Raw genomic sequence first — 23,680 nt, 5'->3', positions numbered from 1 at the left:
ATCTAGTAGGGGCTTAAGAAGCAGATATAAGCGGAGGTATTCCGGTTAACTTCTCTAAAATATGACTAAATCTAAAGGTTAGGTTCATATAAGTGGAAAATCTACCGTTATTTTTAGGGGAATATTGATATTTCCAGATTTAAGGGGAATTTTTCCGACTAAATTCAACCACTGTGAACCTAACATGATAGGTCACTGCCATTTAAAAAGAAAGCTTTTACAGATAGGCCATCAAGTGTTTGGTCAATGCAATCTTGAGAACAGTTTCGTTGCTTTAATATCATTTTATTCATATAAAAAAATGGATATACTTCATGTAGAATTATAAATTGAGGAGAGGTGTTATCATTGAGAATTATTTTAGCACTTATATTTGTTCTATTTATCTCTGGCTGTTCATTTGAAGATGAGCCAACTAATGAGGACGAAGTGAATGAAGCTTTTGCTAGACAAGCTGAGATTGTTACTGCAGAATTAGACATTCCCTGGAATATTACAAAACAAGGTGACTCTTTCTATTTGAGTCAACGAGCTGGAAAGATCATTAAAGTTAATGAAGCTGACGGTTCAAAGGAAATCCAGAATGTAGAGGTTACAAAGCAAATCTTGCATGAAAGCGAGGGAGGATTTTTAGGTTTTATTCTCGCACCTGATTTTGAGAGTTCGGGGGAAGCTTATGGCTACCACACATATGAAGCTAATGGACAAGTATACAACCGAATCATTCTTCTCAAGTTCACTCAGAATTCATGGCAGGAACAAGAGGTGATCCTGGAAGGAATTCCTGGAGGGAGAATTCATAATGGTGGACGTATCAAAATTGGAATAGATGGGAAATTATATGCAACAACTGGTGATGCAGGAAATCCTGAATATGCTCAAAATCTGGATAATCTAGCTGGGAAAATATTGCGTATGGAGTTAGATGGCTCTGTGCCAGAGGACAATCCTTATCCTGATTCTTATATATATTCGTATGGTCATCGTAATCCTCAAGGCTTAGCATGGGATCATGATGGAAAGCTATATAGCTCAGAGCATGGTCAGTCAGCACACGATGAAATTAATTTAATTGAGCCTGGAAAAAATTATGGCTGGCCACTGATTGAAGGTGAGGAGCAAGGTGCAGAAATGATTTCTCCACTATACCAAACTGGAACAGACACATGGGCGCCATCGGGAATAGCAATACAAGATAGAAAAATGTTTGTAGCCACCTTAAGAGGTGAAAGTATTCGGGTTGTGAACTTGGATACGATGAAAGTAGATCTTGCATTTGAAAACTTAGGAAGATTACGTGATGTATTCATAGAAAATGATACTTTATATACGATTACGAATAATCGGGATGGAAGAGGGACTCCTCGAGAAGGTGATGATAAATTATTCAAGCTTTCCTTAAAGTGAGAAACAACCGATAAATATATCAAATTGGTGTTGTATGTTTACAGAAAATTTGATAAAATGAAACAAATCAAAAGGCTGTGTGTGACTGGCGAAGACGGATAACCGTAAGGGAGCACATAGTGTCGTTAGCCGTTCGCCTGGGCAGAGGTAAGGGGATTATGGTTCCCTTACCTCTTTCTGTATATCTGGAGGGGATAGATGTCCTACTTATAAAATATCCATGATGCTATTTTGTTGAAAATAACTTCTGCTTAGTGACTTATCAAAAGACCAGAAAAAGGGGAATACTTTCATGAGCACAAAAACTCTAGAGACATTACAAACGATTAAAACATTAAATCATATTTCAGAAAAAGGATTAAATGTATTCAAGGAAAACTATATCCTTGATGATCAAAGTGAGAATCCGGATGCGATTGTTGTGCGTAGCTTTAACATGCATTCATTGGATTTCAATCCTAATTTAAAGGCGATTGCCCGTGCTGGAGCGGGTGTCAACAATATTCCGGTTGAAAAATGTACAGAGCAAGGGATTGTAGTATTTAATACACCTGGAGCAAATGCCAATGCTGTAAAAGAGCTTGTATTAACTACATTAATGGCTTCCTCTCGTAACTTGTTTGCAGGTGTTGCGTGGGCAAAAACGTTAGAGAATGAAGGCGATCAAATCCCAAAGCTTGTTGAAGCAGGCAAAAAGCAATTTGTTGGGAAAGAAATTAAGGGTAAAACGCTAGGTGTAATCGGGTTAGGTGCAATTGGAGCACTTGTTGCAAATGATGCACTGGACTTAGACATGGATGTAATTGGGTTTGATCCATTCATTTCAGTTGACACCGCCTGGAATCTATCACGTAATGTTCAACGTGCTGCTTCACTAGAACAACTCTTTGCGAACTCTGATTACATCACAGTACATGTTCCATTCACAAAGGATACTGGGGGCATGTTTAATAAAGAAACATTTAGCATCATGAAACCAGGTGTTCATATTATGAATTTCTCACGTGGAGAGTTGGTAAATGAAGAGGATATGGCAGTAGCACTTGAGGATGGAATTGTAGGTAAGTATATTACAGATTTCCCGAATGAAAATGTCCTAAAGATGAAAAATGCAGTGCCGATTCCCCACCTTGGTGCTTCTACGCAAGAATCTGAGGAAAACTGTGCAATTATGGCAGCACGCCAAATAAAGGAATTTTTAGAAACTGGAAACATCAGAAACTCAGTGAATTTTCCAAACGCAGCCCTTCCTTATACAGGTAAAAGGCGTGTGGCAGTTTTTCACCAAAATGTTCCGAACATGGTGGGACAGATTACAGTAGCGATCTCAAGCTTCGATTTAAACATCGCTGATATGGTAAACAGAAGCCGAGGAGAATATGCATATACAATGATTGATATCGAAAATAAAATCAATGGAGATGTTACTCCTTTATTAGAAGAGAAAATTAATCAAATTAAAGGTATCGTTACCACTCGTATTATTTAATTTGAATTACTTTCGTTTAGTGTTATCCAAACTAATAAAGATGGGTGACCCAGCAGGAGCTAAACAGCATCGAGGTTCCCTACACCGTCCTTGGAAAGATATGTATTGGGGAGCGACGGTACTACTACTCTATTTTTTAAAAGTAGCCCAAATTAAAAAACCTAGTATACAAGAATATGGCCTTGTATACTAGGTTTTTTTTGGTTAATTTTACGCCTTGTCATTCCCCAGCCTTTATTCCCTGATTATTTGAATAAATTAGCATTTTTTTGTCGATAAAAGAAATAATGCCAAATTTAAGTAGAAGGTTGGGAAAGCTTTAATGGTGAATGTAGCGTGGATATTTAAATCAATGAAGTTTAAAGATAAAACATATGACTATAACAAAGACGGATATTATGTAGTTGATAACAAGTTAGAAAATAAAGTGAACAAAACGAAGGTATCTGTGGTGACGCCCGTATATAATGCGGAAAAATACTTAAGAAAAACAATAGACTCTGTTATTAATCAAACGATCGGATTTGAGAATATTGAGTATCTTTTAGTTGATGATTGTTCTACTGATTCATCACGTGATATTTTATTAGAATATTCTTCGAGATACGAAAATATTATTGCCGTATTTTTAGAATGCAATACAGGCACACCAGGACAACCACGTAATCTTGGGGTAAAGTTATCTACTTCTAAATACATCACTTTTCTAGATGCGGACGATTGGCTTGAACCTACTGGTCTAGAAAAACTTCATGACATACTAGAACAAACAGGTGATGATTATGTTGTTGGAAAAACGATTCAACTTAAATCAGATGGATCCAAAATTGTAGGGGAACATGAATCCTGTAAAGAGCGCAGAAATATCTCACCCTACTCAATTCCTCATATCTTTCAGCATTTAGGACCGCGCGCGAGGATGATAAGGGCTAGTGTTGTCAAAGATAATGGAATTGTATTTCCAGAAATGAAGTTTGCCGAGGATAAGCAATTTTTTATGGATGTATTAATTAACTGTAATAAAATATCAACAACGAAAGCGCCTATCTATTATTTAAACCGGCTGGATGATAATGACACATCACTAACAAAGCAGACGAATATTATGCAAAAAACAGATAGCAATATAAAAGTAATTCACTATATCCTTAATAAGAATTTAGAGCCGGAAAAAGAAAAAATGATCTTGAACCGATTATATGAATTTGATTCAATTACGAGATTATTCAATACCGGCCATTTCCAAAAAACGAAGCTAAAACAGCTATATTATAATAAATTTAATGAGATATTGAAGACGACAAATGGATTACGCTATGATTTCACCGAGAATTTTCATAACCCGTTAAATAAAGTGGCCTTTCAGTTATATCAAGAAGGGAAAACAAAGGACCTTGAAAAGCTCTTTGCTTGGGAGAAAAAAGAGAAGGTAAAGAATGTCTTAATTAAGGACAATTTGCCTTACTACGTGGCTCCATTTCTTGAAGAGAAATACCGAAACATTCGTGTACCGATGATTGCCATTTTTAAAGAAGATCGGTTTGATGATCAAAAGTATTATCTTGATTTCATGGTATATGGTGATTGTGTTGATAATATTACAGATGTGATTATCAGGGATCGGGACGATGTGAATTTGGAGTATTCGATTCCGGTTAAGGTCGATCAGGATGGCCATGGAAGGTTAGAAGTGGATTTGAGCATCCTCAACCAACTACCATCCTCCAGCTATGCCATGTTTCTAAGATATAATGACTACAACAAGATCAATATCAGAAAAATAAACGAAAACAATATCCGATATGAAAACCGCGAGTTTAAATTCTACACAACCATTCATTCGAATATTGGGTTAAAGGTGAAATAACCATAAAAAAGCGAACTAGGATACAATCCAGTTCGCTTTTTTAGCTGTTATGAGAAACTAAAGTATGAAGGAAGATAAACCGTTTTAATCTACCCATGTGTGGAATGAGTGGAGATAGCCTCGAGTCTTGCGAGAAAAAAATGCACAGTGAGAGCTTAATAGTAGGGACGTTTTCGAAGCCCTCGCCGGTTTATCTTCAGATTCCGCCGTATTCGGGCTCAAACCCGCCGTATTCAGGCTCAAACCCGCCGTATTCAGGCTCAAACCCGCCGTATTTTCAGTCAAGTCCATAATATTGTGTAAAATACTAATACAATGTTTTCAACTGTTTTCAAGGTATGGGGTTAGGTCTCCCCTTACATTTTTTTTTGCGAAAGCTTCCATGGTTTTTCTTTTGCATATCCAGGAGAGGCTGTCAAAGGCCTTTCACTTTGATAGCCTCTCCTGGATATGCCATAATACCATAATTGGAAGTTTCGGGAAAAATACTATAGGGACTTCTTCCGGGAGTATGCATTCTCTTGATATTCCATTAAGACTGCACCTACTAAACGAAAAGCAGACTGTGTATTCGGAAATATCCTAATGACTCTTTCTCTTCTTCGTACTTCTTGATTTAAACGTTCAAGAGAATTGGTACTTCTCAGATAACATCGCATACCTTCGGGATGATTCATATACTGAATGGTATCTTCGAAACCTTCTTCAAAAATTTGAAGAGCCTTCTCATACTTTGGGATATCTCCATATTGACTCATTAGTTCATTTTTAAAAGTACGAATATCCTCGATCGTAATTGCTTCAAACACTCGTTTTATCATCTTACGAATATCAGCAGAGTCTTTCTTTGGCAGCTTGTTAATAATATTTCGTTTAAAATGTACATAACACCTTTGCCAGCTAGTACCTATAAATTCACGTTGTATTGCCTTCTGTAACCCTTTATGTGCATCTGAAATAACAAGTTTTGGGGATTGAAGCCCACGCGATTTCAGCTGTTGAATAAAGCGACTCCAACTCTCAAAATCTTCAACATGATCCACACTTAAACCTAAAACTTCACGCTTGTTTTTATCCGTAATCGCTGTAGCAATATAAACTGCTTTGGAGACGATTTTATGATGTTCCCGAACTTTTATATACATTGCATCAACAAAAAGATAAGGGAAATATCTAGTGTTTAAAGGTCGTTTAGCCCAATCATTAACAATTGGATCAAGTTTTTGAGTAAGTGACGAAACAAATGACTTTGAGACAGTTTCGCCACAAAGTTGTTCTACAATTTGAGTGACCTTGCGAGTTGATACACCATTAATAACCATCTCCAACATAGAGATTACTAGAGCTTGATCACAACGGGCGTATTTCTCAAATACTGAGGTTGAAAATTCACCATTACGAGTTCTTGGTACCTTAAGCGTGACTTTACCAACATTCAAGAGTAACTCACGTTCATAATAACCATTACGATAATCACGTCGATCAGCGGACCGCTCATAGGCAGCTACGTTTAAATAGTCATCTCTCTCTTTTTCCATGACATTATTTAATACCAAAACAATCGCAGATTTGATAACTGCTTCAATATCAGAATTTATAACGGATTCTTTTAAATTTTCCAAATCTAGGGTAAACTGTAATTGGGTCATTATTATTCCTCTTTTCTAATGTTTATCGTCGTTGAAAACATTGTAGCCAAGAGTGAATAAAATGAACCCTTTTTCTTTTTACACAATTATACGGACTTAATCGTATTTTCCGCTATTCTCGCCGGATTTTTGTTCATAATCTCCACGATTTCGAAGCACTGGCCGTTTTATCCTCGGATTCCGCCGTATTCGGGCTCAAACCCGCCGTATTTTCCGCTATTCTCGCCGGATTTTTGTTCATAATCTCCACGATTTCGAAGCACTGGCCGGATTATCTTCAGATTCCGCCGTATTCAGGCTCAAACCCGCCGTATTTTCCGCTATTCTCGCCGGATTTTTGTTCATGATCTCCACGAATTCGAAGCGTTGGCCGGATTATCTTCAGATTCCGCCGTATTCGGGGGCAAACCCGCCGTATTTTCCGCTATTCTCGCCGGATTTTTGTTCATGATCTCCACGAATTCGAAGCATTTGGATGTAGTATAAAAAGTGGACATAGGGGTTGGCGTCATGTTTTAATCATAATTAACATAAAAAAGGACGTGTGAAGCATGACGAAAAATAAGACTTATTCCCCTGAGTTTCGAGAGTATGTGGTTAAACAGATTTTATTGGACGGCCATAAAATAGTTGACGTAAGCCGAAAGTTAGATATTCCTTATGATACGCTGCAGAAGTGGGTTTCAAGGATGCGAAAAAAGAAGAAAGAAGCAGAACAGCATGAACAGAGTCAATTATTGACAGCTTCAGAGTATAAAGAGATGTACGAAGCAGAAAAAAGAGAAAAACTTGAGCTAAAAGAGGAGGTAGAAATATTAAAAAAGGCCATGCACATCTTCACGCAAGAAAAGAAGTGATATTTGAATTTATTCATTCACTTCGGAATGAACATACTGTTGTGTTGATGTGCAAAGTACTTAAAGTGTCACCCTCTGGATATTATTCATATGTAAAACGACTAGATCGAGAAGAAACGGATAGAGAAAAATGGAGACGGTACCTGGATGAACGTATCCGCTTTCATTTTTTGGATAATATCGAAGCTTATGGAAGTGTGAGGATTCATCGAAGATTAGTAGATGAGGATAAAATTAGCGTATCACCCAAAACGGTGGCCAATCGAATGAGGGAGCTAGGGTTATATGCCACCCCTCCGAAAAAGTATATTGCCACTACTGATTCGGACCATTCTAATCAAACGTATAATAATAATCTGAAACGAAACTTTTACCCAGAGGAACCAAATATGGTATGGGTTACGGATATCACGTATATTCCTACGATGGAAGGGTTTATATATTTTAATCCTATACTTGATTTATATGGTCGGAAAGTTATTAGCTATGCCCTTAGCGATAAAATGGATCGAACTCTACCATTACGAGCGTTAAAGGAAGCAATCAAGCTGAGAGAGCCAAAAAAAGGTTGGATTCATCATTCGGATAGAGGTTCACAATATTGTTCAAAAGACTACATTGACGTATTAAAAGAAGCAAAAGCAAAGATAAGCATGAGCCGTAAGGCTACACCATATGACAATGCCTGTGCAGAATCATTTTTTGCATCAATGAAAAAAGAATATCTAAACAAATTCAGATTCAAAACTAAAGCAGAAGCGATGGAAGCTGTAAAATTTTATGTAGAGTTCTACAACAGAAAGAGAATGCATTCAACCCTGAACTACGCCACGCCAAATGAGTATGAATTGGCGTATTTTAAGGCACAAATACGGGACGCCACTCTTGACCAATTAACCTCTGCATAAAGGAAACAATAGATTTTTGATTGTTTCCTTTATGTGGAGGCATCCAAGCGAAGTGGGAACACGTAGCGCGGAAGAAATAAAATACGCCAATCCAAGGCATTATTGTGTCTCTTTTATTGACAGAAGTCCACATTGGCCGGATTATCTTCAGATTCCGCCGTATTCAGGCTCAAACCCGCCGTATTTTCCGCTATTCTCGCCAGATTTTTGTTCATGATCTCCACGATTTCGAAGTGTTGGCCGGTTTGTTGTTTAAATCCCACCGGTATTCAGGGTACCGCGGTATCCAGCGAGTGGATTGCAGTAAGTGGAACTCTTCAACCTAATTTAATTTCAAGGTAAACTTATAAAAATACCTTCTCTACCACTTTCCGAGTCGAATCCCCACACTCCAAATAACAAAATTTCTCATAAAATGCATCAAACTTTTGAGACATCTGAAAATCATTCGCTTCCATTTCTTTAACCGTTTGAATTACTTCCTCTGTCGTCTTTACCAATGGACCTGGCGCTTCCTGTTCAAAGTCAAAATAAAATCCACGAAGATTATCGCGATATTGTTCAATATCATAAACATAAAAGATCATCGGGCGCTTTAAATTTCCGTAGTCGAAAAATACCGAAGAGTAATCAGTCATCAAAACATCTGCCATTAAATAAAGCTCACGGATGTCTTCGTGATTTGAAAAATCATAGGCAAAGCCCTCATATGGTGATAAATCAAGGTTCTCTGAAATTAAATAATGTAATCGAAAAAGTATTACATAATCTTTTCCCAATTTCTCCTGTAATAAATCTAAATCTAAATTAATATCAAACCGATATTTCCCTTTTGCATAAAATTGGTTATCTCTCCATGTTGGAGCATATAAAATGACCTTCTTAGCCGAAGGAATTCCATAGCTTGCTCGCAATTTATTAATCGTATCCATATTATCGTTATTACAGATAAAGTCATTTCGTGGATAACCAGTTTCTAACACTTCTTTTTCAAACTGAAAGGCTCTTTGAAAAATTTCAGTTGAGTAAGCATTTGGAGAAATTAAATAATCCCAATTCTGTGCTTCCTTGACGAAGTTTTTTTTGTAACTCTCAGCCGTTGTTCCGGGCATATAGACCTCATCCATATCTGCAGCAAGTCGTTTAAGCGGAGTGCCATGCCATGTTTGAAAATATATGGTGTTCTTAGGTTTAGGTAGCCATAAAGGGAGCCTACAGTTTGTTACCCAAAAACGTGCACGTGGCATAATTAAAAGCCACTTTACTGAAAATCGGCGGATAATATTAAGATCTTTATCTTGAAAGTTATGAAGAAATTTTTTATCAACACTCCAATATAATTTATAGGGATAGTTAATTTCTTTTAAATACTCATAGATGGCCCGAGGGTTATCGCTAAACTGCTTTCCAAGAAAGCTCTCAAAGACAACAATTTTTTTCGTTTTTGTCGGCATCAAACCAATGTAATGAAAAGCTTTTTTGTAGATATTTTTAACAAGAGAATGCCCTTTAATTGAGAGGAATCGCTTCTTGACACGAGCCTTGATGTGATTTTTAAAATTATATTCATTCATGCTAATATTTAATTGTCGCGCCTTTTTTGTTCTGGATATAGAGATTAGCTTCTTATTAGCATCTACCTTCTTAACCAGAGATTTTTTCTTGAAACTAGGAGATTTTAGTTTGATCGGAGGGGTCTCAGTTGTTTTAGTTTTATTTTCTTCGTAATAGTTAAGTTCAATTCGTGCCTTTAACGTAACTGAATCGTTTTTTACTTTTGATACTAAATCTGTGATAGAAAAGACAGCTTCAAAGCCAATTGGAAGAAAGTTATATCCCCCGTGGTTATATTGTTTGGCAATTTTATTAAGTTCGACGATTTTTAAGGGGATTTTATAAGAAAATTCATCATCATTTGTTCGTAGGATTAAAGTCCTTTTTAACTCAACAGGCTGCTCTTTCCATAAAGGATTAACTACATAACCTTTGATAGCAATGCGATCTTTATTGATAAAATCTATCTGATCTACTTTCGAAATCAATTGTGGTAGCTGCGATTTGAAGGATACATTACCATTATTTGTTGTGAAGGGTGTCAGCATTTGACCTTCATTGAGATAGAAAAGAAGCTCTAATTCTAAATCATTGCTGCTTAATCTGATTCTCGTATTAGATTCATTAGTGACATAAACATCCCAGTCTTTTCCCTCACTCATTAAATGTTGTAAGTCTGTTTCTTGTAGGCTAACTTCATATTTATGTTCAATATCATTTATGCCCGTTAAGATAAACTCTCTCTTTTTAGTTGTATATCGTTCAACAAAAAGTAATTTCAAATGGCCATCACTGATTAATTTTGAACAAACAATTTGAATGTATAAGTTATGATCTTGAAAATATAATAAATCCAAATAACAATTTTTATCTCGTTTTTTTCTGTTCAATGTATTCTTCCCCTATTATAAAAAAATTTCATACCTCCTAGTATTTACCTGTGATATAAATCTATACACAAAACCAACATTTTCAGTGGATAAATCATGTGTATATCAAACGCGCTTTCACCACTCGTACTAATTTTAGTGTAGATAAGTCAATTTTTGACATTATGGCATAAATTTGATATCCACCTCTATAATGATAAAAGGAACCTTTTTCGATTTTAAAGGAGGACATTTGAATGAAAAAAGTATTAACTTATGGTACTTTTGATTTACTCCATTTCGGGCACGTGAATTTATTAAAACGTGCGAAAGCGTTGGGGGATTACTTAATCGTCGGCCTTTCTACGGATGAATTTAATGATGGAAAAAATAAACAAGCCTATCATAGCTTTGATAATAGAAAAATGATTTTAGAGTCGATTAGCTTTGTTGATGAGGTAATTCCTGAAAACACCTGGGATCAAAAAGTTAAAGATGTTATTAAACATGAAGTTGATGTATTTGTGATGGGAAATGATTGGGAAGGTCGGTTTGACTTCCTTAAAGAATATTGTGAAGTGATTTATTTGCCGAGAACGATTGGGATTTCTACATCGAAAATTAAAAAGGACTTGAAGATTGTAGAGAATGGTTAGGGAACTAGCCATTTTTTTGTTTTTCACTTTCAATTAGCATGAACCTGAAAATAACTTTGGTTGTGGAGTTCCATGAGCTGCGATCCACTTGCTTTCCGCGGGGTGGTCCGTGAGCCTCCTCGTCGCCAGGGGCTCAGCTCCTGTGGGGTCTCACGAGACCACTAGATCCCGCAGGAGTCAAGTGGCTCTCCGCTCATTCCACACTGAGAGGAAACATTTTTTCATATACCATGGTGCGAAATACTTATTTAGCATGAAAGTCTACCCTGAAAAAAGAAAAGCGGAAGGCGCTCGTTCATCGGCGACAGGCATAAGGCAAGCCGGCTGGAAGGTTGCTTTTTAACCTTCTTGCCGGAGTGACTTAGACCTGAGAGCCGATAGCGCCTGGAGCTAGACACTAAGCTAAGTATAATTTTTCATACTCCATGGTGCTAATTTTAATTGCATAGATGTCTACCCTGAAAACAACCTAGGTAGTGGAGTTCCATGAGCTGCGATCCACTTGCTTACCGCGGGGTGGTCCGTGAGCCTCCTCGTCGCCAAGGGCTCAGCTCCTGCGGGGTCTCACGAGACCACTGGATCCCGCAGGAGTCAAGTGGCTCTCCGCTCATTCCACATTGAGGAGGAAACATTTTTTCATACACCATGGTGCGAAATACTTATTTAGCATAGATGTCTACCTTGAAAATAACCAAGGTTAGTGAGTTGTATTCGCTGCGATCCACTCGCTTTCCGCGGGGCGGTTCGTGAGCCTCCTCGTCGCTTTTTGGCTCCTGCGGGGTCTCACGCTGACCGCATATCCCGCAGGAGTCGAATGGCTCTCCGCTCATTCCACGCCTTTATTTTTACTCCCCACTGAACTAGTTAGAATTTCCTAACTAGTTTTTTATAGTATCAATTTCAGGAAAACTGCATTGTGTTTTATTCATAAGATGCATAAATCTTGAGGCTTTATTTTTATAAAGTTTATTTTTGGTCATAATGAATAATGATAGAGGAATTTATGTTTATAGGAAGGACAATCTTTTATTATGAAGTCAATGGTTACAATTATAAGGGAGCAAATTAGTTCCTTTTATCTAATCCTTAGACTCTCCGCTTTTGAGATGAAAAGTGCCAATACGAATAATTACTTGGGCCGACTTTGGGAAATCCTAAACCCGATTATTCAACTTTCAATTTATTGGTTGGTGTTCGGAGTTGGAGTGCGCGGTGGTCGAAATATAACGATGGAAAACGGTGTAGATGTTCCTTTTTTCACATGGATGGTAACGGGGATGGTTGTTTGGTTTTTTGTTAATCCAGCCATTTCAAAGTCGTCAAAATCAATTTATTCAAGACTTAATTTAATTGCTAAAATGAGTTTTCCGATGAGTGCGATTCCGTCATTTGTTATTATGGCCAATTTCTATACGCATTTAATGCTAATAGGGGTTGTGATGCTTTACTTGCAGTTTACTCAATTTAAGATTTCCATTTATTATATCCAGTTACCTTATTTCATGGTGTCAACGTTAATCTTTTTGTTTGCTCTTGCACTTATTACATCAACTATTTCTACAATTATCCGTGATGTGCAACAAATCATACACTCTGTTTTAAGATTGCTTTTATATTTAACTCCGCTTATTTGGCATACTGAAAAATTAGAACTTAATGGTATGAATTTAACAATCTTATTAAAGTTGAATCCCCTTTATTATCTTGTAGAAGGATATAGAGCCTCATTGTTAGGGACAAACTGGTATTTTGTTGAACACGCAGAATATACCCTTTATTTTTGGGTAATGATGTTATTTTTATTTTTACTTGGTTCAACTTTGCATTTGAAGTTTAGAAACCGTTTTGTTGATTATTTATGATTGGATGGTGAGCACATGAGTGAAACGGTTATCGTTAAAAATGTCTATAAGAAATATAAGATGCATAAATCATCAAAAGAAAAGCTATTGGATGTAATTTTACCAGGAGGATATGGGGAGGATTTTTATGCTCTTCAAGATATATCGTTTACTGCAAGAAAAGGCGACGTAATCGGACTTGTTGGTGTGAATGGATCAGGAAAATCTACACTTTCAAATATTATTGGAGGCGTAATTCCTCCAACATCTGGTACAGTGGAGACCATTGGACAAACATCTATTATCGCCATCTCATCTGGTCTTAATAATCAATTAACTGGTAGGGAAAATATTGAATTAAAGTGCTTGATGCTTGGGTTTAAAAAGAGAGGAATTAAGGAGATGGAAGCTGATATCATTGAGTTTGCTGATATTGGTAAATTTATTGATCAACCTGTTAAAAAGTACTCTAGCGGGATGAGGTCACGTCTTGGTTATGCAATTTCAGTTACCGTTAATCCTGATATTCTAATTATAGATGAGGCACTTTCTGTAGGAGATCAAGTATTTGCACAAAAGTCCAAAAATAAAATGTTTGAGTTTAGAGAAAAAGGTAAAACCATTTTCTTCGTTAGCCATTCAATGGGGCAAATTAAAGAATTCTGTCAAAAAGCGATTTGGCTTGAGTATGGTGAAATAAAAGACTATGGCCCGGTAGAAGAAATTATCCCTGAATATGAAAAATTTCTGAAGCACCATAAAGCAATGTCTGCCGAGGAACAGAAAAAATTCCGCGAAGAAGTAATGAAGAAGCAAAGTGGTTTAGCAACAGCAAAGTGAATATAAAAAAATCGGAGCTTTTTTTATAGGAAAAACACTTGGATAATGTAAATCTAAGTGTTTTTGTTTTGTAAATATGTATTCTTCCAATAAGCCTTTTTGAAATGCTCCATGTTAATTTCGTTCATCACATGAACATGACCATATTCAATGTGACTGCATGCTGAATTCACTCCCACCATTAAGTATGAAAAATGTCTTTCCATAGTGTGGAATGAGCGAAGAGCCACTCGACTCCTGTGGGATATGCGGTCAGCGTGAGACCCCGCAGGAGCCAAAAGCGACGAGGAGGCCCACGAACCGCCCCGCGGTATCCCGCGAGTGGATCGCAGCGAATGGAACTCTCCATCCCAATTATTTTCAGGGTAACTTCAAAAAAATAATGAGAAGAGATTTTTCAATCGCCTACGACTTCTTTTAGGAATGTATAGTCTTATAGATTAATAAAATGTGGAATAGTATAATATATCTATTAGACTTAAAAAAGAGTTAAAAAGAGGTAATCTATCTTATGAATGCAGAGTTAAGAAGTACCGCCGCCGATGAATGCTATCACATAGCTGAGAGGAAAGCCGCTCAGTATTTCACACTACTTAATGAACAAGTTAAGGAAAAGGCATATGTCCCTATCTTAACGGAGGATTTTCAATCATGGAAACAAAAGCATATTCACCATCCAACATTTCTCTCCATGTTTTCACGCATAAAGAAAAAACCCAGTCAAAAGGATTACCACAACTATATTCAGTATCTCAAATATACAGGTAAACTAGATGATTACTTGGATCGAAGCATTTCTTATCTTTTTTTACGAGATTTAGGAAAAACATTGGACTCAGCTGATACGCAGGTGAAAATCCGAAATACCGTTGAGAATTTAAAAACTCAATTATTACACTCCACTACTACCAGGGATGAACCATTTACTATGGCTGGGTTATACAGGAAAGCTCAGAAGGAAAACATCGAATCGGCCATGATTTGGGTGTTAAATAAAATAAAGACGGTTTCAGATAATATCCCAGATGGAATGGATGCTGAGAATGCACAAAGAAAGCTGATGAAAATTATAGCCGGGGTACTCATGCACGTTATCGAAGAAATGGGTGACAACGTATCGCCTAATGAACGTAGACGGAGACTGGATGAAGCCATACGATTAGGCTATTCCTATGGTCTTACTTACCCCTTTATCGATGATTTGTTGGATGCTAACATTTTATCTCTGGAAGAAAGTAAGCAGTATGCAAGTATGATTCGGACGGCACTTATTACAGGTAATGTTCCAACTTTGGGTAAATGGACAGGAAAGAATAAGGATTTAATTACCTTTATTCATTCAGAGTTAAAAGAAGCGTTTGAGTACATTAAGGAACATCAGCAAGAAGAAACGATTACAATGTTTTTTGAGCAATCATATGTGTTCTTTCACTCACAGGAAGTTGACCGAGAGAAAGAGTTATATATTTCAACCTATACTAATGAGGAACTATATGTATCGGTTATTTTAAAATCCGCCTTTTCACGATTAATTGCTCGGTCGGTTATAAGTGTACCTGAGGATGAGGGGTTTGATGAGCGGACTTTCTTATATGGTATTTACAACCAACTAGCAGATGATTTTGCCGATATGTATGAGGATTTAAGGAATGGTGCGGTCACACCTTATACGTATTATTTGAAATATCATAAACAGCGCTCAGACCTTATTAATCCCTTTGAACTGTATTGGACGGTTATTTCTAATTTAATTCATAATGTGTATAAGTCTGATCCAAAAACAAGTGATATCATCTTAAATCGAGCAATAAATGGATTAAAGCGGTATAAAGAAAAAATGGGTCTTGAAAAGTACCAAGAAGTAATGGATCTGTTTGCTTCAGGTCATCCTGACTTTAATAGCCTTATTCAAAGAATGGTGAGAAAAGCAGATGACGTGGATTTCTTTGATAAGCTCCTTCGAGATCATATGATATCCAACCTAAGAAATGAACGAAAAGAGCGGGAAGACTTCTTAAATACGATTAAAACGATTCGCAATGAGATTAATGCGATCCTTCCAATTTCTAAGAAAGAAACATCACCTTTGATGAGTGAGTCTATTGTTGAGGCAGCAAATTTTAGTCTTGAAGCAGATGGAAAGCGACTGAGACCTATTGTAACCTGGGTTATGGGCATATACCAATATGGATTAACGAAATCAGCCATTCTACCACTGTTAAAATCCCTAGAATATATGCATACAGCTTCACTGATTTTTGATGATTTGCCAGCTCAGGATAATGCGTCCACTCGAAGAGGACGGGCAACTTTACATCAAGTATATAATGCTGCGATTGCAGAATTAACTGGCCTTTTTTTAACTCAAAAGGCAATTGAGGAACAAACTACTCTTGATCAGTTTGATGCAAAAACGGTGCTTTCATTAATTCAATACTCTGCTAGGTTAACAGAGGATATGTGCAATGGACAGGCGATGGATCTGAATTCAAAAGGGAAACCATTAACTTTGGAACAATTGAATATCCTAAGTTTCTATAAAACCGGAAAAGCCTTTGAAGCTTCTCTTGTCATGCCGGCGATTCTGGCTAAGGCAAAGAATGCCGAAGTGAAAGCACTGAAAAAATATGCGAAACATGCAGGCATTGCTTTTCAAATTAAGGACGATCTTCTAGATGTAGAAGGTAATACAGACATCCTTGGAAAATCAGCTGGAATAGATGCTGATAACAACAATTCAACATTTGTCTCAGTCTTAGGCCGAGAAGCTGCTAGAAAAGCAATGTGGGAGCATTATTGTATTGGAACTGAAGTGTTAGGAGAGATTCCTCGTGATACAACCTTTTTAAAACATTTACTAAATTATATGGTGAATCGCGATCATTAGAGTTTGAATAATTTTTCGTAAGATTGGCGCTCTTGTCCTAAAACTAAAATTGAAAAGTACAGAAATGGATAATTGAATTCAAAGAAAGTACTTCATATTAATTGATAAAAAGTTATCTCTCTATTTCGGGAGATAGCTTTTTTTGTTAATAATACCTTTGTTTTCTCATTAGTCAGAAAATTATCATTTACAAGTGTCTTTTCGTGTTATAATATGTTACATAAAATGTGATTAAATTTAAAACAACTAAAACCTACTACCCTGTAATCCTCTTTATATGTTTTTGGCTTATGAAAATTCAGCTCCTTAAAAAAACGTGTAACAAAATGTAACATAAAAACATTAATCAAATATGTTATCTGGAGGAATTAAATTGACTATATCCACTGCAACCCGTCTTTCGAAAATCCCGTTTTCCAGTATTCGAGAAATTTTTAATGAAGCAAATGAAATGGAGAAGCGTGGTATAAAGCTCACACATATGGAAATTGGAAGACCGGATTTTGATACTCCTTTACATATAAAAGCCGCTGCTAATGATGCATTACAAAAGGGTTTTGTTCATTATACAGCCAATCAGGGAATTCCTGAATTAAGAGAGGTGATTGCAGAAAAATTGAAATTAGAAAACAATGTAACTGTTGACCCGAATAAGGGGGTTGTTGTATCTGTTGGCTGTAAAGAGGCGATAGTAGGTGCAATTTTTGCTTTCATTAATCCAGGTGATGAGGTGTTAATTCCTGACCCTGCATGGCTTGAATATCAATACATTGTTGAACTGGCTGGAGGTATACCTGTATCTATCCCACTTCATGAAACAGAAGGATTCATTCTTCGTCCAAATGATGTAAGAGACAAATTAAATCAACGTACAAAAATGATTATCTTAAACTCCCCACACAACCCCACGGGATCTGTTTTACCAGAAAAAATATTAAAAGAAATCGCTGAAATAGCGATTGAAGCTAATTTACTTGTTCTTTCAGATGAAATATATGAAAAACTAATTTATGGAGAAGTGAAACATGTGAGTATTGCTAGTTTACCAGGGATGTTTGAAAGGACTGTTATCATTAACGGTTTTTCGAAGGCGTACGCAATGGATGGGTGGAGATTGGGGTATGCAGCAGGTCCTGAAGAGTTGATTCAGCCTATTTTGAAGGTTCACCAATATAATACATCAAGTGCGACTTCCTTTGCGCAATATGGAGCTGTTGCGGCATATATTGGTTCTCAGGAACCTGTTTATGAAATGGTAAAGGAGTTTGACAACAGGCGTCAACTATTAATTAATAGACTATTAGAAATGGAGAATGTTAGTTGTGTGGTCCCGGAAGGAGCTTTTTATGTATTTCCTTCATTTAAAGAAGTCGGAATGTCGTCAAAAGAGTTAGCTACTTTTTTACTTAGAGAAGCTCAGATTGCCTGTGTTCCTGGTTCGGCATTTGGTCAGTATGGAGAAGGTTATATCAGGATGGCTTATTCAACCGATTATGAGCAAATTAATCAAGCGATGGATCGATTAGATTTAGCGCTAAAGCAACTTAGAGTAAAAGGAAATTCTATTTTGGAGGTCTAAAATGAAGATTTTGTTAATGCTAAGAGATGCTTTTTATCAAGCTAATCCAAAGCTGATAGAAGATGCCAAAAGTATGGGTGAAGTACGAATTTTATATACTGATAATGGAATCAGTAAGGAAGAATTAAAAAATGAAGTGAAAGATGTAGATATTATTATTGTGGCCGTTGTTAAAATTGATAAAGATGTAATTGATGCTGCTCCGAGACTAAAATATATCCTTAAATATGGAGCGGGGTACGACAATATTGATGTTGAATACGCCTATTCTAAAGGTATTCCTGTCACAAATGCACCAGGAGTGAATGCTCAGTCGGCTGCCGATCATGCTTTCGGATTAATGCTATCGGTAGCAAGAAGTATTCCTAAAAAAGATAAAGAAATCAAATCAGGATATTGGGAATTGTCGATGGGAAATGAAATTTATCAAAAGAAACTAGGAATTGTAGGATTTGGATCTATTGCTAAGGCGATTGCCAAACGTGCAACAGGTTTTGATATGGAGACAATAGTATATACGAATTATCCAGATGAGATTGCCGCTGAAAGATTGAATGTTACTTTTGTAGGGAAAGAAAAATTATTTCAGGAATCAGACTATATTATAATCGCGACATCGTTAAACGATAAGAATAGACATCTAATTAATAAAAGTACTTTGAGCTTGATGAAGCCAACTGCCTACATTATAAATGTTTCAAGGGGGTCACTCATTAATGAAGAAGATTTATTTAATACATTAAAGAACAAACAAATTATGGGAGCAGCATTAGATGTATTTGAAATGGAGCCTCCTATTAATGACTTACCACTATTAGAAAACATTGTTGCAACACCACATATCGGTGGAGCGACATATGAGTCTATCGGTAGAATCGGTGAGGTATCAATCTCTAATATTAAAAAAATGTTAAATGGTGAAGAATTGGATTATGTTGTTTTACCGAAAGTTAGAATATAAGATATTGTAGGGAGGTGTTAGGAGTACACCCCCTTTATTTTTGATATTTAGAAATTAAAAGGTACCAAATGTGTTAATCCGATGGCTCTATCTCTACATTCAACTCCTCGCTATCCCGCAGGATATAATCAATCGTCTGTCCGAATATCTCCATCAATCCTTGATCAATATTCCTTCTTGTAGTGTCATTGGGTTTAGCAACATAAAAAATAATCTGATTGTTCTCATCCTTGGAAATTCCTTCAATTCCAAGCTGATATAGCTTCTCGAATTCATAGTGGAGCCCGTCACTTTTTATATCATCTTCTTTTATTTTTTCCAAGAGTGTTTGTTCGCAGCCTGTTAGCATAATTAGTGGAATTAGGATCCAAATAATATACCTCAATAAAATTCTCCTTACTTTTTTAAAACTTATTCTTTTGTAATTTAATCATTTATTTAAGTTATAATACATAGTGACTTTCTCTGAAAAAGTAAGAGACGTAATTTGATCGCGGATTTTAAGAGATAATAAGTGAAATGACAACTTTACAAGGAGATATCTTATGAATAATTTTAAATTGAAAATTCAATATGATGGTGGAAGATATAAAGGCTGGCAACGACTTGGTAGTGGAGATCAATCTATTCAAGGGAAAATTGAGAATGTTTTAACTGAATTAGTAGGAGAAGTGGTTGAAATTGTTGGATGTAGCCGAACCGATGCTGGAGTACATGCAATTGAGCAAATCGCCAATTTTAAAACAAATAAGAATTTAACCGAAGTGGAAGTAATGGAATACCTAAATCGATATTTGCCACAAGATATTAGTGTTGTCGAGGTTGAAATAGTTCCCGATCGCTTTCATGCTCGTTATAACGCTCAAGATAAGACATATTTATATAAAATATGGAATGAATCCTATTCAAATCCCTTTATGCGAAAATACAGCATGCATATTGAGAAGAAGTTAAACATTACGGAAATGAAAAAAGCGAGTCAGTATTTTATTGGTAAGCATGATTTTACATCATATTCAAATGCGAAATCGAAGAAAAAATCAATGGTGCGCGAGATTTTTTCAATTGACTTTGAGGAAGAGGGCGGCTTTATCTCCATCCGCGTCCGTGGAGATGGATTTCTTTACAATATGGTTAGAAAAATTGTCGGTACGTTGATAGAAGTTGGACTGGGTGAAAAAGAAGCAAGCAGTATACCAGACATTTTAGCTTCTAAAGAGAGAGTTCAAACAGGTCTAATGGCTCATGCTGAGGGACTATATCTGGAAAAAATTGAATTTAAGACCTTATGAAACTGCTTTAAGACGATTTCCTAAAGAATTAAATAATGGGCAAGCACCTATAAATTATGGGGTTTGAAACTGTTAGAGATTTTGATGATTTTTAAAAGGATTTAATACATTAAGGGTAAAATAGGGGGGATGACCATCATCTCCCTATTTTATTTAGCTTATAATATCCACCCTTTCGTCAATAGACGGGCAATAAGTCGATCGCTTCTTACCTTAAATCAATTCGATCACTGAACAGGATGGCTGTAATCAGTAGTAAGATAATCAAACTTACATAAAGAATAGACCGTTTCCTTGATGTATTTGCTTTTTGTACCTCATCCCATTTAACTGGACGGATGCCGCTTAAGGAAAATACAATTACCGCAGCTAGCAAAACTGAACTTATATTCCCAGTTAATAAAAGCATGGCACCATATGCTTCCTTCCACATGGCTGATCCAACAGTCATACCTAAAACAACAGTTGGTGGAAGCAAGGCAACTGCGACCATTACTCCTACAAGGGAGCCGGGGAGGCGATTGAGAATTGAGAGTGCTCCAGCTGTTCCTGATGCTAGTGCAAGGACAATATCCGTGAGGTTCACATGTGTTCTTGAGGCGAACTCGGTACTTTCATAAGGCACTGGAAAAATGAATGTAAATAATATTGATATACCTAACACGATGAAAATGGCATATGATAATGTAGTTGTTGAACTCCGTAGAAGTTGGAAATCACCAAGTATTGATGAAAAGGCAATGGAAATGACAGGTCCAAGCATTGGGGCAATAACCATTGCACCGATGATCACAGCGACACTATTTTGTATAAAACCAATCGTCACAACAACCGCAGACAAAACTACGAGCAATGTATAGGTTAGGGTAATATTGCTTGATTTCTGAATTGTCCCAAGTAATTCATGTCGACTTGCTCTTTGTAGCTTGTTTTTATCAGCTTCTTTATCCTTTAATTGCTGCGCTTTATCCTCATCTGATAATCTTTTTATATAAGTTTGAACTGGAAAAAGAAGCACTTCAAAACCATCAACTAGATTTGATACATTTTCAAGATAGTTTAAAATCTCCTCAGTATCTCTTGTGTTTACAAGAATGCGGATTAGCATTTGCTCTTCTGATTCGTTTGATACCCAATGTGAAACAAGGGGGTATTTTTGCAGTGATTCGTTTATTCTTACGAAATGTTTATCTGGGATATATGCTTCAATGAGTTGTAAATCCATATGTTTCATCTCCCAAAATAGAAATAATAACCATTAATTAGGGTAGCCAACCATATCGATTTGATTCAATCTTGTAAATCTTTAACCCAAGTTGTTTTATGTATCTACGCTGAAAAAAGAAATGCGGGAGTCGCTCGTTCATCGGCGATAGGCATAAGACGAGCAGGCTAGAAGGTTGCTTTTTAACCTTCTAGGGTGGATTGACTTAGACCTGAGAGCCGATAGCGCCTGAAGCTAGGCACCAAGCTAAGTATAATTTTTCATACTCCATGGTGCTAATTTTAATTAGCATAGATGTCTAATTGAAAATAACTTAGTTAGCGAAGTTCCATGAGCTGCGATCCACCTGCTTTCCGCGGGGCGGTCCGTGAGCCTCCTCGTCGCCAGGGGTGGGCTCCTGCGGGGTCTCACGTGTACCGCATATCCCGCAGGAGTCAGGTGGCTCTCCGCTCATTAAACACTAGGTGAATGCACTATTTTCATACGCCATGGTGCAAATATTGATTCGCATGAAAGTCTACCCTGAAAAGAAAAGCGGAAGGCGCTCGTTCATCGGCGACAGGCATAAGACAAGCCGGCTAGAAGGTTGTTCTTTAACCTTCTAGATGGATTGACTTATGACCCAGAGCCGATAGCGCCTGAAGCTAGGCACCAAGCTAAGTATAATTTTTCATACTCCATGGTGCTAATTTTAATTAGCATAGATGTCTACCTGAAAATAACTTAGTTAGCGAAATTCCATGAGCTGCGATCCACCTGCTTTCCGCGGGGCGGTCCGTGAGCCTCCTCGTCGCCAGGGGAGGGCTCCTGCGGGGTCTCACGTGTACCGCATATCCCGCAGGAGTCAGGTGGCTCTCCGCTCATTCCACACTAGGTGAATACACTATTTTCATACGCCATGGTGCAAATACTGATTCGCATGAAAGTCTACCCTGAAAATACATAGGTCGGAGAGTTCCAATTCCCTTACTAATGCCTAAAGCCCAACTAAGGGAATGAAAAGCATTGTTTCATTCCTTTTCTCATGCCTAAAGCCCAACGGAGGGAATGAAAAGCATTGTTTCATTCCCTTTCCCATGCCCAAAGCCCAACAAATGGAATGAAAAGAGTTGTTTGATTCCTTTCTCATGCCAAAAGCCAATGAAAGGGAATGAAAGATATTCGAAATCGAAAAATCAGTAGTTGTCTAGTTGCTCTGCCTCCACACTGAGGGAACAAAACATTTTCATTCTCCATGGTGCGTAAGTAAATGAATATTGTTCAATCGAATAAAATTACTTTTCATTACTACCATGACTCAACTGCCATTGAATCCCGAATTTATCTGTTAATTGCCCATAGAGCTTGCTCCAAAATGTTTCTTGAAGTTCCATTTTAACGGAACCTCCTTCTTTTAATTTGTTAAACCAAGATCTAATTTGATCCATGTCATTATTAACAACTGTAAGATTAAAATTGTTTCCCTGAACGAACGGTGAACCTGGGAAATTGTCAGAAAACATAACTGTACTACCGTCAATGCTAAGCTGGGTATGTAAGACTAGATTCTTCGCTCCTTCTGGGAGGGGATAATCTGGATTTGGTGGCATTTCTCCAAAACTCTGAATATTTGGTTTTTCTGTTTCAAAGACTTCAGCATAAAACTCAACTGCTTCTCGACAATTCCGATTAAAGACAAGGTAAACATTAATAGACATACTTTCACTCCTTATCAGGTATACATCCAGTTTAGCCACTAAACTATCAAACATACAATTTATAGGACTAACTCAATAGAAAAGTCCCTATAGAGAATAAAA

16 protein-coding genes, 1 pseudogene and 1 riboswitch are annotated in these 23,680 nt (G+C 36.9%); of the genes and pseudogenes, 12 read left to right on the top strand and 5 right to left on the bottom strand.

The genetic code is table 11. From position 1 onward, the window contains the following. The first annotated feature begins 339 nt into the window (after window positions 1-339). The 3 genes from BK579_RS24730 to BK579_RS24720 all read left to right on the top strand — a co-directional run bounded on the left by BK579_RS24730 (window position 340) and on the right by BK579_RS24720 (window position 4,763). Window positions 340-1,407: a PQQ-dependent sugar dehydrogenase gene (locus tag BK579_RS24730; protein WP_235848532.1), complete on the top strand. Its 1,068-nt coding sequence runs from the start codon at window positions 340-342 to the stop codon at window positions 1,405-1,407. Window positions 1,408-1,478: 71 nt separating this feature from the next. After that, window positions 1,479-1,557, top strand: a riboswitch (ZMP/ZTP riboswitch). Window positions 1,558-1,699: 142 nt separating this feature from the next. Then, entirely contained in the window at window positions 1,700-2,896 is a 1,197-nt protein-coding gene (locus BK579_RS24725) for a phosphoglycerate dehydrogenase (protein ID WP_078550132.1), read from the top strand. A 352-nt stretch (window positions 2,897-3,248) separates the two neighbouring features. Continuing rightward, on the top strand, window positions 3,249-4,763 hold the full coding sequence (locus BK579_RS24720) for a glycosyltransferase family 2 protein (RefSeq protein WP_139365159.1): 1,515 nt from the start codon (window positions 3,249-3,251) through the stop codon (window positions 4,761-4,763). Between the two features lie 488 nt (window positions 4,764-5,251). Here BK579_RS24720 and BK579_RS24715 read toward each other — a convergent pair whose 3' ends face one another. Further along, window positions 5,252-6,412, bottom strand: coding sequence for an IS256 family transposase (locus tag BK579_RS24715; protein WP_078545275.1), 1,161 nt, complete (start codon window positions 6,410-6,412; stop codon window positions 5,252-5,254). 551 nt (window positions 6,413-6,963) lie between these two features. Between BK579_RS24715 and BK579_RS24710 the strand changes: the two genes are divergently transcribed. Both BK579_RS24710 and BK579_RS24705 read left to right on the top strand, forming a co-directional pair. Further along, window positions 6,964-7,269 carry a transposase gene (locus BK579_RS24710; protein WP_078550128.1) on the top strand — a complete coding sequence of 102 codons (306 nt, stop codon included), beginning with the start codon at window positions 6,964-6,966 and terminating at the stop codon, window positions 7,267-7,269. After that, window positions 7,266-8,177 (top strand): IS3 family transposase, encoded by a 912-nt coding sequence (locus BK579_RS24705; protein ID WP_078550126.1) that lies wholly within the window; start codon window positions 7,266-7,268, stop codon window positions 8,175-8,177. The genes BK579_RS24710 and BK579_RS24705 overlap by 4 nt, the downstream gene beginning before the upstream one ends. A gap of 344 nt (window positions 8,178-8,521) precedes the next feature. On the opposite strand, the gene BK579_RS24700 is transcribed toward BK579_RS24705, so the two are convergent. Beyond that, window positions 8,522-10,621 carry a CDP-glycerol glycerophosphotransferase family protein gene (locus tag BK579_RS24700; protein WP_235848531.1) on the bottom strand — a complete coding sequence of 700 codons (2,100 nt, stop codon included), beginning with the start codon at window positions 10,619-10,621 and terminating at the stop codon, window positions 8,522-8,524. A gap of 236 nt (window positions 10,622-10,857) precedes the next feature. On the opposite strand from BK579_RS24700, the gene tagD reads away from it, so the two are divergent. The 6 genes and pseudogenes from tagD (at window position 10,858) to BK579_RS24670 (ending at window position 19,364) form a co-directional block, all read left to right on the top strand. After that, entirely contained in the window at window positions 10,858-11,256 is a 399-nt protein-coding gene (gene tagD / locus BK579_RS24695) for a glycerol-3-phosphate cytidylyltransferase (protein WP_078550124.1), read from the top strand. A 1,031-nt stretch (window positions 11,257-12,287) separates the two neighbouring features. Continuing rightward, window positions 12,288-13,118, top strand: a complete 831-nt coding sequence (locus tag BK579_RS24690; RefSeq protein WP_078550122.1) for an ABC transporter permease — start codon at window positions 12,288-12,290, stop codon at window positions 13,116-13,118. A gap of 15 nt (window positions 13,119-13,133) precedes the next feature. Further along, window positions 13,134-13,934 (top strand): annotated as a pseudogene (gene tagH / locus BK579_RS24685) (teichoic acids export ABC transporter ATP-binding subunit TagH); the annotation flags it as partial. 514 nt (window positions 13,935-14,448) lie between these two features. Then, window positions 14,449-16,824: a polyprenyl synthetase family protein gene (locus BK579_RS24680; protein ID WP_139365157.1), complete on the top strand. Its 2,376-nt coding sequence runs from the start codon at window positions 14,449-14,451 to the stop codon at window positions 16,822-16,824. A 373-nt stretch (window positions 16,825-17,197) separates the two neighbouring features. Then, entirely contained in the window at window positions 17,198-18,403 is a 1,206-nt protein-coding gene (locus BK579_RS24675) for a pyridoxal phosphate-dependent aminotransferase (protein WP_169891253.1), read from the top strand. Between the two features lies 1 nt (window position 18,404). Beyond that, window positions 18,405-19,364 carry a phosphoglycerate dehydrogenase gene (locus tag BK579_RS24670; RefSeq protein ID WP_078550111.1) on the top strand — a complete coding sequence of 320 codons (960 nt, stop codon included), beginning with the start codon at window positions 18,405-18,407 and terminating at the stop codon, window positions 19,362-19,364. A gap of 73 nt (window positions 19,365-19,437) precedes the next feature. On the opposite strand, the gene BK579_RS24665 is transcribed toward BK579_RS24670, so the two are convergent. Continuing rightward, a complete protein-coding gene (locus BK579_RS24665; RefSeq protein ID WP_078550108.1) occupies window positions 19,438-19,749 on the bottom strand; it encodes a hypothetical protein in 312 nt (103 codons plus the stop codon). 160 nt (window positions 19,750-19,909) lie between these two features. On the opposite strand from BK579_RS24665, the gene truA reads away from it, so the two are divergent. Next, window positions 19,910-20,656, top strand: a complete 747-nt coding sequence (gene truA / locus BK579_RS24660) for a tRNA pseudouridine(38-40) synthase TruA (RefSeq protein WP_078550105.1) — start codon at window positions 19,910-19,912, stop codon at window positions 20,654-20,656. Window positions 20,657-20,864: 208 nt separating this feature from the next. On the opposite strand, the gene BK579_RS24655 is transcribed toward truA, so the two are convergent. Both BK579_RS24655 and BK579_RS24650 read right to left on the bottom strand, forming a co-directional pair. Further along, entirely contained in the window at window positions 20,865-21,881 is a 1,017-nt protein-coding gene (locus BK579_RS24655; protein WP_078550103.1) for a TIGR00341 family protein, read from the bottom strand. Between the two features lie 1,274 nt (window positions 21,882-23,155). Further along, the gene (locus BK579_RS24650) at window positions 23,156-23,578 is read right to left on the bottom strand and encodes a VOC family protein (RefSeq protein WP_078550101.1); all 423 of its coding nucleotides are present in this window, start codon (window positions 23,576-23,578) and stop codon (window positions 23,156-23,158) included. Window positions 23,579-23,680 lie beyond the last annotated feature (102 nt).

Source organism: Litchfieldia alkalitelluris, from assembly GCF_002019645.1.
GTDB lineage: Bacteria > Bacillota > Bacilli > Bacillales > Bacillaceae_L > Litchfieldia > Litchfieldia alkalitelluris.
Note: the sequence above shows the minus strand (reverse complement) of the source record. Positions and strands in the feature narration are given on the sequence as shown.

What these genes read in the sequence shown, in the direction of transcription:
- BK579_RS24715 (WP_078545275.1), bottom strand. Translation starts at nt 6,412, where the DNA reads ATGACCCAATTACAGTTTACCCTAGATTTGGAAAATTTAAAAGAATCC.
- BK579_RS24655 (WP_078550103.1), bottom strand. Translation starts at nt 21,881, where the DNA reads ATGGATTTACAACTCATTGAAGCATATATCCCAGATAAACATTTCGTA.
- BK579_RS24720 (WP_139365159.1), top strand. Translation starts at nt 3,249, where the DNA reads ATGAAGTTTAAAGATAAAACATATGACTATAACAAAGACGGATATTAT.
- BK579_RS24725 (WP_078550132.1), top strand. Translation starts at nt 1,700, where the DNA reads ATGAGCACAAAAACTCTAGAGACATTACAAACGATTAAAACATTAAAT.
- truA (WP_078550105.1), top strand. Translation starts at nt 19,910, where the DNA reads ATGAATAATTTTAAATTGAAAATTCAATATGATGGTGGAAGATATAAA.
- BK579_RS24680 (WP_139365157.1), top strand. Translation starts at nt 14,449, where the DNA reads ATGAATGCAGAGTTAAGAAGTACCGCCGCCGATGAATGCTATCACATA.
- BK579_RS24690 (WP_078550122.1), top strand. Translation starts at nt 12,288, where the DNA reads ATGAAGTCAATGGTTACAATTATAAGGGAGCAAATTAGTTCCTTTTAT.
- BK579_RS24710 (WP_078550128.1), top strand. Translation starts at nt 6,964, where the DNA reads ATGACGAAAAATAAGACTTATTCCCCTGAGTTTCGAGAGTATGTGGTT.
- tagD (WP_078550124.1), top strand. Translation starts at nt 10,858, where the DNA reads ATGAAAAAAGTATTAACTTATGGTACTTTTGATTTACTCCATTTCGGG.
- BK579_RS24650 (WP_078550101.1), bottom strand. Translation starts at nt 23,578, where the DNA reads ATGTCTATTAATGTTTACCTTGTCTTTAATCGGAATTGTCGAGAAGCA.
- BK579_RS24670 (WP_078550111.1), top strand. Translation starts at nt 18,405, where the DNA reads ATGAAGATTTTGTTAATGCTAAGAGATGCTTTTTATCAAGCTAATCCA.